The organism is Frigoribacterium sp. Leaf415, from assembly GCF_001424645.1.
Taxonomy (GTDB): Bacteria; Actinomycetota; Actinomycetes; order Actinomycetales; family Microbacteriaceae; genus Frigoribacterium.
Window position 1 is genome coordinate 444,379 of sequence record NZ_LMQR01000001.1, and the last position, 12,147, is coordinate 456,525.

Genomic DNA, 12,147 nt, shown 5'->3' on the forward strand with positions numbered 1-12,147 from the left:
TCGAGGGCTGCCTACGATCGGGACCATGTCCCATGCGCCTCAGGTCGGCACCGCCCGTCACCCGTCCCTCACCCTCGATCACCCTCCCTCCCGCTTCGCCCTGCCTCCCGTGGCAGCGCTCGGTACCGCCCGGGGTACAGAACCTCGATTCGGGGTACAGGGGCGGCTCACCCGGCACGAGCGTTCCGCGTTCGGACCCCTCGGGCGCCTCCTCGACGATCCGGCCGTCACCGACGTGTTCGTCACCGGCGGAGTCGGCGTCTGGGTCGATCGGGGCGACGGGGCCGAGCCCGAGACGAGCCTCCACCTCTCGGAGGCCTCGGCGCGGCAGGTGGCCGTGCGACTGGTCTCGCTCGGGGGACGCCACGTCGACGAGTCGAGCCCCTGCGTCGACGTGCGCCTGGGCGACGGTCTCCGGGTGCACGTCGTCCTGCCTCCGCTGGCGGTCTCGGGGACGGCTCTCTCGATCCGCGTGCCCCGGGCCGAGTCGATGTCGCTCGTCGACCTCGATCGCCGGGGGTTCTTCCCGCCGAAAGCACTCGAGACGGTGATCGGCTGCGTGGAGAGACGGGCCAACGTCCTGGTCAGCGGGTCGGGCGGGGCCGGGAAGACGACGTTCCTCGCCGCGCTGCTGTCCGAGGCCCCCGGCTCCGACCGCATCGTGACCATCGAGGACGTCGCCGAGTTGCGACCCCGTCATCCTCACGTGGTGGCCCTCGAGACCCGTCAGCCCAACCTCGAGGGAGCGGGTGGGGTCGACCTGTCCCGTCTCGTCCGTGAGGCGTTGCGCATGCGACCCGACCGTCTCGTGGTCGGCGAGGTCCGCGGGCGCGAGATCCGCGACCTGCTCTCGGCCCTGAACACCGGGCACGACGGAGGCGCGGGCACCGTCCACGCCAACGGTCTCGAGGACGTCCCCGCACGGCTCGAGGCGCTCGGGGCGCTCGCGGGACTCGGGGTGGACGCACTGGCCCGGCAGGCCGTCAGCGCGATCGACGCGGTGTTCCACCTCGAGAGACGAGGCGGCCGTCGGAGGCTCGCCGAGATCGGCCACCTCGCCGTGACGCCCGACGGGCGACTGGTCGCACGGTCGGGATCACGGGGGTGACCGGCGGCCCGGGTCCCGGACGCCCGGGGACCGGAGGCCCGAGGACCGGAGGCCCGAGGACCGGAGGCCCGAGGACCGGGCGCCTCGGGACGGGGCGCCTGGGGACGAGGCGGGCTCGACCCACGCCGGCCGCCGTCCTGGTCGAACGCCTCGCCGTCCTCGTCGGAGCCGGTGTCGCGCCCGCCCGGGCCTGGGGCCACGTCGGCGCGGTCGAACCCCCGGGGGCCGTCCGACGGCTGGCCGAGGCGGTCGCGCTCGACGGCGGCGACGGCGTCGCGGTCTCGACCAGCCTCGTGTCGTGGCTCGACACCCGACCCTTCGAGGGTGCCGTGGACTCCGAGGGGCACGATCGCACGTGGAGGCAGGTCGCCTGCGCCTGGCGCGTGGCCGAGACGAGCGGTGCACCGATGGCCGACTGCCTCCACTCCCTCGTGTCGGCCCTGCGGGCTGCCGACGAGGCCCGCCGTGACGTCCAGGTGGCCCTGAGCGGACCATGGGCGACGGCGAACGTGGTCCTCGCCCTCCCGCCCGTGGGCCTCCTCTTCTCCTTGGGGCTGGGCTTCGACACCGGCGCGGTGCTCGTCGGCACCCCGATCGGATGGGCGTGCGTCGGCGTCGCGGGGTGTCTCGTGGTCGTGGCGCGTCGATGGAACGCCCGACTCGTCCGTCGTGCCCTGCCGTCGTCGAGGGTGCCGGGGTTGCGCCCCGAACTCCTCGCCGTGGCGCTGTCCGGGGGAGCCTCGTGGTCGTCCGGACTCGCCGCCGTCGACGAGGCGGTCGCCTCGTGCGGGGTCGAGGCCGTCGCGCCCGAGCCACGAGGAGGCGCGGGCCCGGCCGACGAGACCGCCGACCGGGTCGAGCGGCGTCGGTGCGAGGCGGTCCTCGACCTGTCCCGTCGTGCCGGGGCGCCGGCAGGGTTGCTCCTGCGCTCCGAGGCCCGCGAGCTGCGGCTGGAGGCCCGCACGGCCGCCCAGACCGCGGCGGGTCGGCTCGGGGTCACCCTGATGCTGCCGCTCGGCGTGTGCATCCTGCCGGCGTTCCTGGTCATCGGCGTCGTCCCGCTGGTCGTGTCACTCGTGTCGTCCACAGCGGGGTCGTGGTGACCGGCCGTCCCCAGCAGGGGACGACGGCCGCGGGCCAGCCGCGGAATGCCGCCAGGCTCGGATCGTCGCCGGAGAGGTGGCGACACCCACGAGAGGAACATCATGACCGTTGCCGCGACCCCCTCGCCCGCCGTCCCCGCGACGAGCCCTCCGTCTTCCCCCTGCCGTACCTCGGCGGCCGGCCGCCTCGCCTCCGTCGCCCGGCGCCTCGTCCGGGCCGACGACGGTGCGGCCACGGCCGAGTACGCCATCGTCATCATGGCCGCGGTGGGCTTCGCCGGCCTGCTCGTCACGATCATGAGGTCGGACGAGGTCCGGGGCATCCTGTCCGACCTGGTCCGGTCGGCCCTGTCGGTCGGATGACCGCCGTGACGGCCAGGGTCCGGGGGCGCTTCGTCCGTCTGGTCCGTCTCGTCCGTCGTGTCGACGGTGAGAGGGGAAGCGCGACGGTCGAGTTCGCGATGACGATGCCCGCCGTGATCCTGGTCGTCGCGTTCGTCGTCGCGAGCCTGGGCGTCACCTCCCAGTCGGTCCGCCTCGCGGACGCCGCGGCCGTGGTGGCACGGCAGACCGCCCGGGGCGATCGCGGCTCGGTCGGGGCGACCCTGGCGCGGCTCGCGCCGGGCGCCGCGATGTCCGAGTCCGTCGGCGCCGACCTCGTCTGCGTCGACCTCCGCCGGGAGGTGCGGGTCGGCCCCGTCGGCGAGGTCACGTTGACCTCCCGCAGCTGTGCGCCGACGGCCGGGCGATGACCGTCCGCCACGTCCTGGCGAGCGACCGCGGCAGCTCGAGCGTCCTGTCGGCCGCCGGGCTCGTGACGATCACGGTCCTCGCCGTCGCGCTCGTCGGATCGCACTCGGCCCTCGCGGTCCGGTCGCGCACGGCCGGGGCGGCTGACGCCTCGGCGCTCGCCGCGGCCGACGCCCTGTCGGGGGCCGTCGTCGGTGCCGTCTGCGACCGGGCCGCCGCGACCGCGGAGGCGAACGGCGTCGCGCTCTCGGCCTGCGTCGTCGCGGGCGCGGAGGTCACGGTGGAGGTCTCGACGGCCCTCGGTCCCCTCGCCGTCAGGGCCCGGGCGACGGCCGGTCCGCCGCCCCCGACGGCCCCGCCCCGGGGTGGCGGTCCGTGAAGAAGGCCCGAGCGTCGGGTGTGTATGGTGTGGCTGTCGGCTGCACGGCTCCCGACGTTCCTCGGGGTCGGTGGGAGCGATCGAGCACCCCGTCCTCGCCCTGCAGCCCCTCGCCCGGTCCGTCGGACCGGGTCGCCGCACCACCACCCAAGGAGTCCCGTGCCAGGCACGAAGAAACTGGTCATCGTCGAGTCGCCCGCCAAGGCCAAGACGATCGGGCAGTACCTCGGCGACGGATACGAGGTGCTGGCCTCCGTCGGCCACATCCGCGACCTCGTCGAGCCCAAGAACCTCCCGGCCGAGCTGAAGAAGGGGTCGATGGGCAAGTTCTCCGTCGACGTCGAGAACGGATTCGAGCCCTACTACGTCGTCTCGGACGCCAAGAAGAAGACGGTCTCCGACCTCAAGCGCGCCCTGAAGAACGCCGACGAGCTCTACCTCGCGACAGACGAGGACCGCGAGGGCGAGGCCATCGCGTGGCACCTCCTGCAAGAGCTCAAACCCAAGGTGCCGGTCAAGCGCATGGTGTTCCACGAGATCACCAAGGACGCCATCCAGAAGGCGCAGGAGAACACGCGTGACCTCGACACCGCCCTGGTCGACGCGCAAGAGACCCGCCGCATCCTCGACCGCCTCTACGGCTACGAGGTCTCGCCCGTGCTGTGGCGCAAGGTCGGACCGGGACTGTCCGCCGGCCGCGTCCAGTCGGCCGCGACGCGTCTCGTCGTGGACCGCGAACGCGAACGCCTCGCGTTCGTCTCCGCGTCGTACTGGGATCTCACCGCGACCTTCGAGCCCGTCGCGGCCGAGGGTGAGGCGAAGGTCGCCTTCGGGTCGCGTCTCGTCCGCGTCAACGGGGGACGCGTCGCCGCCGGTCGCGACTTCGACGACCGAGGTCGCCTGAAGGGCGAGGCCGTCGCGCTCGACGAGGCGGCGTCGCGGGCGCTCGCCGAGGCGTTGAGCTCCTCCGACGTCGAGATCGTCGTCGGCTCGGTCGACTCGAAGCCCTACACCCGTCGTCCGGCTGCCCCCTTCACGACGTCGACCCTCCAGCAAGAGGCGGCGCGCAAGCTGCGGTTCTCCGCGCGGCAGACCATGAGCGTCGCGCAGTCGCTCTACGAGAACGGCCACATCACCTACATGCGCACCGACTCGCCGGCGCTGTCCCAGCAGGCGATCGGTGCGGCGCGCAGCCAGGCGGCCAAGCTCTACGGGTCCGACACGGTCCCCGACAAGCCGCGGCTGTACACGGGCAAGAGCAAGAACGCCCAAGAGGCCCACGAGGCCATCCGACCGTCGGGCGACACCTTCAAGACGCCGTCCGAGATGCAGAACGTCCTGCGGGGCAACGACTGGAAGCTCTACGACCTCATCTGGAAGCGCACGGTCGCCTCGCAGATGGCGGACGCCAAGGGATCGACCGCCTCGGTCGTCGTGTCGGCGACGACCTCGGGGACGGTCGAGGGCATCGCCCCCCGCGCCGCCACCGGGACGCTCGCCGAGTTCGCCGCGTCCGGCACGGTGATCACGTTCCGCGGGTTCCTCAACGCCTACGAAGAGGGGCGTGACGAGGACCGCCACGGCGCGGCCGAACCCGCCGAGGCCAAACTGCCCCCGCTGACCGCCGGTCAGGCCCTCGGCCTCGACGAGGTCGAGGCGAAGGGGCACGACACGTCGGCACCGCCGCGCTACACCGAGGCGAGCCTGGTCAAGACCCTCGAAGAGCTCGGCATCGGACGCCCCTCGACCTACGCCGCCATCATGTCGACCATCGTCGACCGTGGCTACGTCACGCCGCGCGGAACGGCCCTCGTCCCGAACTGGATCGCGTTCTCGGTGGTCCGTCTGCTCGAGGACTACTTCGCCGACCTGGTCGAGTACGACTTCACGGCCAGCATGGAGGACGACCTCGACCTCATCGCCGGCGGCGACGCCGACCGCGTGGACTGGTTGAACGGTTTCTACTTCGGCAACGAGTCGCACCGTGGTCTCCGCAAGGTCATCGACAACCTGGGCGAGATCGACGCGCGCGACATCAACTCCATCGTCCTCGCCGACGGCGTGACCCTGCGCATCGGTCGCTACGGTCCCTACCTCGAGGCGCCGGGCGACGACCCCGAGACGCCCCGTCGGGTGAACGTGCCCGAAGACCTCGCCCCCGACGAGTTGACCGCCGAGAAGGCGCGCGAGCTGATCGACGCCCCCGTCGTCGGCGACCGTGTGCTGGGGCTCAACCCCGAGACGGGCAAGGAGGTCATCGCCAAGGACGGCCGCTTCGGCCCGTACGTCACCGAACGGACCCCCGAGTCGGCGACCGACGAGATCGTGGCCGACCCGGCGACGGGCGAGGTGACCGAGTCGGCGGCTGCCGCCACGACCACGACGGGGGCGAAGAAGGCTCCGGCGAAGAAGGCCCCCGCCAAGAAGGCCGCCGCTCCGAAGGAACGCACCGCGTCGCTCTTCAAGAGCATGGGCGTCGACACGGTCGACCTCGACACGGCCCTGCGACTGCTCGACCTGCCCCGCACCGTCGGCACCGACCCCGAGAGCGGCGACGAGATCCAGGCGCAGAACGGGCGCTACGGCCCCTATCTCAAGAAGGGGACCGACACCCGGTCGCTGACGAGCGAGGACCAGATCTTCGAGATCGACCTGCCCGGGGCGCTCGAGCTCTACGCCCAGCCGAAGTACGGCGCCCGCAAGGCCAGCAGCGCCCTGAAGGAGTTCGAGGCCGACCCGGTGAGCGGCAAGCCCATCAAGGTGAAGGACGGCCGGTTCGGCCCGTACGTCACCGACGGCGAGACGAACGCCACCATCCCGCGCGGTGAGACGGTCGAAGAGGTCGACTTCGACCGCGCCGTCCAGCTGCTCGCCGACAAGCGGGCCAAGGGGCCGGCCAAGCCCAAGACGGCCGCCAAGAAGGCACCCGCCAAGAAGGCACCCGCGAAGAAGGCGACCACCGCCAAGGCACCGGCCAAGAAGGCGACCACCGCCAAGGCGACCACCGCGAAGGCGTCGACGACGGCTGCGAAGAAGGCGCCGGTCAAGAAGGCTCCGGCGGCCAAGGCGGCGTCGGCGACGGCCGCGGCGCCGGAGGCCACGGGCGAGTGACCGACCCGGTCGGTCCCCGAGCCGAGGGTGCACGCTGACCATGCCCCTCTGGGAACACCTCACGGGTCAGCCCGATGCCATCGAGGCGTTGACCGCGGCGGCCTCCACGCAGCCCGGCAACGCCTCGATGACCCACTCGTGGCTCATCACCGGGCCGCCCGGCTCGGGCCGCTCGAACCTCGCCTACGCCTTCGCGGCCGCGTTGCTCTCACGAGAGCCGGCCGACGAAGAGGCCACCCTGCGGCAGGTCGCCGCCAGGTCGCACCCCGACCTCGCGGTCCTCAGCACGGAACGCATCATCATCACGATCGACGAGGTCCGGTCGCTGGTCGCGGCGAGCCAGTTCTCGCCGTCGGTGGGTCGCTACCGGGTGGTCGTCATCGAGGACGCCGACCGCATGACCGAGCGCACCTCGAACCTCCTGCTCAAGGCGCTCGAAGAGCCGCCGCCCCGGACGGTCTGGCTGCTGTGCGCCCCGAGCGAGGCCGACCTCATCCCCACGATCCGCTCCCGGGTCCGCAGCGTGCGCCTCCGCATGCCCGCCGTAGGCGACGTCGCCGCGCTCCTCGAGAACCGCGACGGAGTCGACCCCGAGATCGCGCTCGTGGCGGCCCGGGAGGCCCAGAGCCACATCGGCATGGCGCGGCGCCTGGCACTCGACGCCTCGGCGAGGTCGCGACGCCGTCAGACGCTCGAGACCGCCCTGGGCATCCGCAGCGTCTCGGACGCCGTCATCGCGGCGGCCACCCTGCTCGCGGTCGCCGGTGACGACGCGAAGGCGATCACGGAAGAGCGCGACGCCGAAGAACGGGCGAGTGCGTTGCGGTCGCTGGGCGTCGAGCCGGGCGGCACCGTGCCCCCGGCGCTGCGCAGCCAGCTGCGTGCCCTCGAGGACGACCAGAAGCGCCGGGCGACCCGGAGCCTCCGCGACGGGATCGACCGCATCATGGTCGACCTCCTCTCGCTGTACCGCGACGTCCTGTTGCTGCAGCTCGGGGTCGACGAGCAGCCCATCAACGAGGCCATCCGGGCACAGCTCGACGCCGCGGCGGCCGCCTCCAGCCCGGCCGCGACCCTGGCCGTGCTCGACGCGATCGCCCTGGCCCGTCGCCGCATCGAGGCCAACGTGTCGCCGGCCATGGCTCTCGAGGCCATGCTGGTCGTCGTCAGTCGTCACGCCACCCGCTGACCGGCGCGCGCGGCAGGGCCACGAGCACCGGTGGCGCGCGCGGCAGCCCCACGAGCACCGGGGCGGCCAGCGGGCCGTCCACCCCTTTCCCCGGGTGCATGCGGGATGATGGCCTGATGAGCGACCCGAACGCCGCCCCCGGCCTGCGCGAGCGCAAGCGTCTGGCCACCCGACGAGCGATCCAGGTCGCCGTCCTCGACCTCATCGTCGAACACGGGCTCGACGCGGTGACGGTCGACATGGTCAGCCGCCGGGCCGACGTCTCGCCGCGGACCTTCTTCAACTACTTCCCGTCCAAAGAAGAGGCCGTCGTCGGCGATCCGCCGGCACTGCCGGACGGTCGCGACCTCGAGCGGTTCGTGGCCCAGCGCGACGAGCCCGTGCTGTCGAGCCTCATCCAGCTGCTGACGCACGCCGTCGAGTCGGCCACGGTCGATCGCGAACTCGTCGTCCTGCGTCGCCGGGTGCTGCGGGCGCACCCCGACCTGCTGGCCCGTCGCATCGCGTCGACGCGCGTCTTCGAGGAGCGACTGACGACCGTCGTCGCCCAGCGCATGGCGGCCGACGAGGGGGTGGCGGACGACGCCGTCGACGCCTCGTTGCTCAGCCGCGCGCACCTGGTGTCGCTGGTCAGCATCGCCACCCTCCGCCATGCCTGGGCCGAGTGGATCGACGACGACGACGTGGACCACCTCAGCGACATGCGGTACAGCCTGCGCGCTCGCATGGAGGCCAGCTTCGTCGAGCTCGGTCGCCTCGTGACACGTGAGGTCCGCTGATCCTGTACAGTGTCTAATCGTGCCGCGAGGCACGGGCAACCGGCCACGGTCGGTCCCGCCGCTTTAGCTCAGTCGGTAGAGCGTCTCACTCGTAATGAGAAGGTCATCAGTTCGATTCTGATAAGCGGCTCCACCACAGCCCCGGGTCACGACGACCCGGGGCTGTCCTCGTCCGTCGGCCGTGCCGAGGGCGTGCCGGTCTGAGGCCCTCGTCCCGGTCCCTGCGCCCCCAGTAGTGGTGAGCGCGTCGCCGGGTTGTACCCCGAACGGCCCACGGGCCTCGTCCCGTCGCCCTACGGTCGATCTGCGACGCCCACCGGTCCCCGGAAGGAGGTGGCCCGCATGCCCCTCCGAGTGATCTGCACCGCGCTGCTCGCCGCCGTCCTGGCAGGCATCCTCCTCGTCGTCTGGGCCGGAGGCGACTCCTCGGCCCTCGCGACGGCCGGCGTGGCCGACGGGCCGACGACGGTGGTCCTCGCGAGCGGCGCCCCCGAACCCGAGGCCGGCACCGAGGCCGAGGACGCAGGAGGCGCGGGGTGCGTGGACGACGCCACCAGCGCCTCCGTCCCCTCGCCCGCGCAGCCCGGCGCCGACGCCGCGAGCGGCGCGACGGGCGCCCCCGACGCCGCGAGCGGCGCGACGGGCACCACCGTCGCCGACCTCGACGCGTTCCGGACGGCCTACGAGGATCAGCGTGTGGCGGCGTGCCTCGGGCTGCTGCCGGCCGCGAACGTGCGTCACGACGCGTGCCTCGAGCAGTACCTCTTCTGGGTCGCCGGCGACCCGAGCCCCGATCCGTTGAGCGCCTGGGGGCACAAGGGCGAGGTGGTGCGCACCGACGGGGTGCCCCCGGTCGGTTGCGACGGCAACCTCGCCGGCGGCACCGCGACCACGGGCGACGTCGCCGCCGCCAAGTGGTGGGCCTCGGCCCCGCACCGTGCGGCCGTCTATCGACCGGACTTCCGTGGAGACCTCGCCCACGCCTGTGTCGGTTTCGCCGCCGTGCACGGGGGAGCGCCGGACGACAGCCCGGACTTCGTCCGCTCGGCCAGTCGCTGGTACGCCTGCTGACCGGAGAGGTCGGGTGCTGACCGGAGAGGTCGGGCAGGGCCCCGGACCCGCGGGCCTCGCCGTCGGCGGTGGCTGGTAGACAGTCCGCATGACACTTCGATGGGGAATCCTCGGCGCCGGCGGCATCGCCGCCACCTTCACCTCCGACCTGCAGGGCGCGGGACTGACCGTCTCCGCCGTCGGGTCGCGCGACCTGGCCAAGGCGCGCGAGTTCGCCGACCGTGCCGGGGTCCCGGGGGCGCACGGCAGCTACGACGACCTGGTGGCCGACCCCGAGGTCGACGTGGTCTACGTCGCCACCCCGCACCCGTTCCACGCCGAGAACGCCCTCACGGCCGTCGCCGCCGGCAAGCACGTGCTCGTCGAGAAGGCCTTCACCGTGAACGCCGCCGAGGCCGAGAGGGTCTACGCGGCCGCTCGCGAGGCCGGCGTGGTCGTCCTCGAGGCGATGTGGACGCGGTACACGCCGCAGAGCGCGCGACTGCGCGAGGTCGTGCGCTCCGGCGTCATCGGCGAGGTGCGCCTCCTGACCGCCGTGCACGTCCAGTCGCTGCCCACCGATCCCCACCACCGCATCAACGACCCGGCGCTCGGCGGCGGGGCCCTGCTCGACCTCGGGGTGTACCCGGTGTCGTTCGCGGACGACCTGCTCGGGGCGCCCTCGACGGTCTCGGCCGCCGCCACGCTCAGCGACCAGGGCGTCGACACCCGCGTCGCGATCCAGCTCGGTCACGCGTCGGGTGCGACGGCCCAGCTCTACGCCGCCCTCGACACCTCGGGCCGCAACACGGCGACGCTGCTCGGCACCGCCGGTCGCATCGACGTCGACGACACGTTCTACGCGCCCGGCGGCTTCACCGTGCGCGACTCCGACGACGCCGTGATCGAGCGCTTCGACGCCGACGAGGGCGGACTGCGCGGCATGCACCACCAGGCGCTCGAGCTCGAACGGGTCGTGGCGGCGGGCGAGCGCGAGAGCCCGTTGCTGACCGCCACCGACGGCGTGGGCGTCATGCGCACGATGGACGAGGTCCGACGGCAGATCGGCGTGCGGTACCCCTCCGAGGGATGACGTCGCCGCGAGGCTCCGTATGATGTCCTCGATGAGCGATCAGGGTGAGCCACGTCACGACCGTCCCGAGGCGACCACGGGTGGTGACGGCGCCGGCCCCCGCGATGCGGCCCCGGCCCGGTCCGCCGCGTCGGGCTCGTCCGTGTGGCGTTGGGTCTCGTCGCGGCCGCGAGGAGTCCTCGTGACGGCGGGCGTCCTGGTCTTCGCCCTGCTCGGCGGCGGAGCCGTCGCCGCCGGGGCCGCCACCGCGCCCGACGCCGCGACGACGCGGGCCGCCTCCTCGACCCCCGAACCGGCGGTCACGATCACTCCGACCGCGACCCCCACGGCCGACCCCGCACGGTCGGTACCGGGCGTCATCCCCGGGGCCACGCGCCTCCGGACCTGCTCCGTCGCCGGTGCCGCGTCCGACGCCCGTCTGGCCCAGTTCGAGGGCAGCGTGGTCAACGCCGCCACGGGTGAGGTCCTCTTCGACCGCAACGGCTCGACCCCGGCGCGCACGGGCAGCGTGTTGAAGACCCTGACGAGCGCGGTCGCCCTGTCCGTCCTCGGGCCCGACGCCCGTCTCACCACCCGGGTGACCGGCGACGCCGGGACGGGTGCCGTGTCCCTGGTCGGCGGCGGCGACGCCACGCTCAGCGCCACCGGTTCGAGCGTGTACGCCGGCGCCCCCACGGTCGCCGACCTCGCGACCCAGGTGAAGGCGTCGCTCGGCGAGCAGCCCCTCACGCAGATCACGCTCGACGCCACCTACTGGAACCCCGCCGACAAATGGGACCCGTCCTGGAAGCGCACCGAGCAGACCATCGGCTACCACTCCGAGGTCACCGCGCTCATGGTCGACGGCGACCGGGCGAACCCCGCCGCCCAGACGAGTCCGCGCAGCACCGACCCCGTCGCCCGCGCCGGCGACGCCTTCCGCTCCGCGCTCGTCACCGCGGGCGTGGTCGGTGCCGACTCCGCCACCATGACCCAGGGCACCGCCACGAGCGGCACCGTGATCGCCCAGGTGTCGTCCCAGCCGGTCAGCCGCCTGATCTCGCAGCTGCTGCCGACCTCCGACAACACCCTCGCCGAGATGCTCGCGCGCGTCTCGTCGAAGGCGTCCGGTGCCGACGGGTCGGCCGCGTCGCTCACGGCGCTCTACAAGTCCGTGCTCTCGTCGGCCTACGGTCTCGACACGTCGTCGCTCACGATCATCGACGGGTCCGGCCTGAGCGAGAACGACGCCGTGCCCTCGACCTTCGTCGCGCGCCTGATGATCCAGGTGCTGAACCGCGAGCACGGCCTCGGCGTCGTCTACGACGCCCTCCCGGTGTCGGGCAAGACGGGCACGCTCGCCTCCCGTTTCACGGGCTCGAACGCCGTGGCCCGGGGCGCCGTGCACGCCAAGACCGGGTGGATCGACACGGCCTACACGCTCGCCGGCACCGTCGACGCGGCGGACGGCACCAAGCTCACCTTCGCTTTCTACGCGATCGGCTCCGTGCAGGACAACGCGCGGGCCGCCCTCGACACCCTGACGACGGCCGTCTACAGCTGCGGCGACAACCTGGCCAACAGCTGAGGCGGGCCGCTGTCGGTG

The 12,147-nt window shown here is 73.0% G+C and carries 11 protein-coding genes and 1 tRNA gene; all 12 read left to right on the forward strand.

All coding sequences use genetic code 11. The annotated features are described in order from the left end of the window. The first annotated feature begins 25 nt into the window (after positions 1-25). The 12 genes from ASG28_RS02110 to dacB all read left to right on the forward strand — a co-directional run bounded on the left by ASG28_RS02110 (position 26) and on the right by dacB (position 12,129). Positions 26-1,108, forward strand: a complete 1,083-nt coding sequence (locus ASG28_RS02110; RefSeq protein WP_082454250.1) for a TadA family conjugal transfer-associated ATPase — start codon at positions 26-28, stop codon at positions 1,106-1,108. Continuing rightward, complete coding sequence (locus ASG28_RS02115) at positions 1,105-2,211, forward strand: type II secretion system F family protein (RefSeq protein WP_055971491.1); 1,107 nt, start codon at positions 1,105-1,107, stop codon at positions 2,209-2,211. Before ASG28_RS02110 ends, ASG28_RS02115 begins: the two co-directional genes overlap by 4 nt. A 102-nt stretch (positions 2,212-2,313) precedes the next feature. Beyond that, on the forward strand, positions 2,314-2,574 hold the full coding sequence (locus ASG28_RS02120) for a DUF4244 domain-containing protein (RefSeq protein ID WP_055971494.1): 261 nt from the start codon (positions 2,314-2,316) through the stop codon (positions 2,572-2,574). A 5-nt stretch (positions 2,575-2,579) separates the two neighbouring features. Further along, positions 2,580-2,963, forward strand: coding sequence for a TadE family protein (locus ASG28_RS02125; RefSeq protein WP_157485614.1), 384 nt, complete (start codon positions 2,580-2,582; stop codon positions 2,961-2,963). Further along, on the forward strand, positions 2,960-3,340 hold the full coding sequence (locus ASG28_RS02130) for an Rv3654c family TadE-like protein (protein WP_055971500.1): 381 nt from the start codon (positions 2,960-2,962) through the stop codon (positions 3,338-3,340). Before ASG28_RS02125 ends, ASG28_RS02130 begins: the two co-directional genes overlap by 4 nt. Positions 3,341-3,499: 159 nt before the next feature. Then, positions 3,500-6,451, forward strand: a complete 2,952-nt coding sequence (topA, locus tag ASG28_RS02135) for a type I DNA topoisomerase (protein ID WP_055971503.1) — start codon at positions 3,500-3,502, stop codon at positions 6,449-6,451. Positions 6,452-6,491: 40 nt separating this feature from the next. Further along, positions 6,492-7,640, forward strand: coding sequence for a DNA polymerase III subunit delta' (locus tag ASG28_RS02140; protein WP_055971506.1), 1,149 nt, complete (start codon positions 6,492-6,494; stop codon positions 7,638-7,640). 116 nt (positions 7,641-7,756) lie between these two features. Then, positions 7,757-8,419: a TetR/AcrR family transcriptional regulator gene (locus tag ASG28_RS02145; RefSeq protein WP_055971509.1), complete on the forward strand. Its 663-nt coding sequence runs from the start codon at positions 7,757-7,759 to the stop codon at positions 8,417-8,419. A 57-nt stretch (positions 8,420-8,476) separates the two neighbouring features. Continuing rightward, positions 8,477-8,552: transfer RNA gene (locus ASG28_RS02150), tRNA-Thr, on the forward strand. A 209-nt stretch (positions 8,553-8,761) separates the two neighbouring features. After that, positions 8,762-9,490 carry a hypothetical protein gene (locus ASG28_RS02155; RefSeq protein ID WP_157485615.1) on the forward strand — a complete coding sequence of 243 codons (729 nt, stop codon included), beginning with the start codon at positions 8,762-8,764 and terminating at the stop codon, positions 9,488-9,490. Positions 9,491-9,578: 88 nt separating this feature from the next. Further along, positions 9,579-10,562 (forward strand): Gfo/Idh/MocA family protein, encoded by a 984-nt coding sequence (locus ASG28_RS02160; RefSeq protein ID WP_055971516.1) that lies wholly within the window; start codon positions 9,579-9,581, stop codon positions 10,560-10,562. Positions 10,563-10,593: 31 nt separating this feature from the next. Beyond that, on the forward strand, positions 10,594-12,129 hold the full coding sequence (dacB, locus tag ASG28_RS16980) for a D-alanyl-D-alanine carboxypeptidase/D-alanyl-D-alanine endopeptidase (RefSeq protein ID WP_082454694.1): 1,536 nt from the start codon (positions 10,594-10,596) through the stop codon (positions 12,127-12,129). Positions 12,130-12,147 lie beyond the last annotated feature (18 nt).

Excerpts from the sequence above, each read along its gene's own strand:
- ASG28_RS02120 (WP_055971494.1), top strand. The coding sequence starts at position 2,314 with ATGACCGTTGCCGCGACCCCCTCGCCCGCCGTCCCCGCGACGAGCCCT.
- ASG28_RS02130 (WP_055971500.1), top strand. The coding sequence starts at position 2,960 with ATGACCGTCCGCCACGTCCTGGCGAGCGACCGCGGCAGCTCGAGCGTC.
- ASG28_RS02145 (WP_055971509.1), top strand. The coding sequence starts at position 7,757 with ATGAGCGACCCGAACGCCGCCCCCGGCCTGCGCGAGCGCAAGCGTCTG.
- ASG28_RS02140 (WP_055971506.1), top strand. The coding sequence starts at position 6,492 with ATGCCCCTCTGGGAACACCTCACGGGTCAGCCCGATGCCATCGAGGCG.
- ASG28_RS02110 (WP_082454250.1), top strand. The coding sequence starts at position 26 with ATGTCCCATGCGCCTCAGGTCGGCACCGCCCGTCACCCGTCCCTCACC.
- ASG28_RS02155 (WP_157485615.1), top strand. The coding sequence starts at position 8,762 with ATGCCCCTCCGAGTGATCTGCACCGCGCTGCTCGCCGCCGTCCTGGCA.
- ASG28_RS02160 (WP_055971516.1), top strand. The coding sequence starts at position 9,579 with ATGACACTTCGATGGGGAATCCTCGGCGCCGGCGGCATCGCCGCCACC.
- dacB (WP_082454694.1), top strand. The coding sequence starts at position 10,594 with ATGAGCGATCAGGGTGAGCCACGTCACGACCGTCCCGAGGCGACCACG.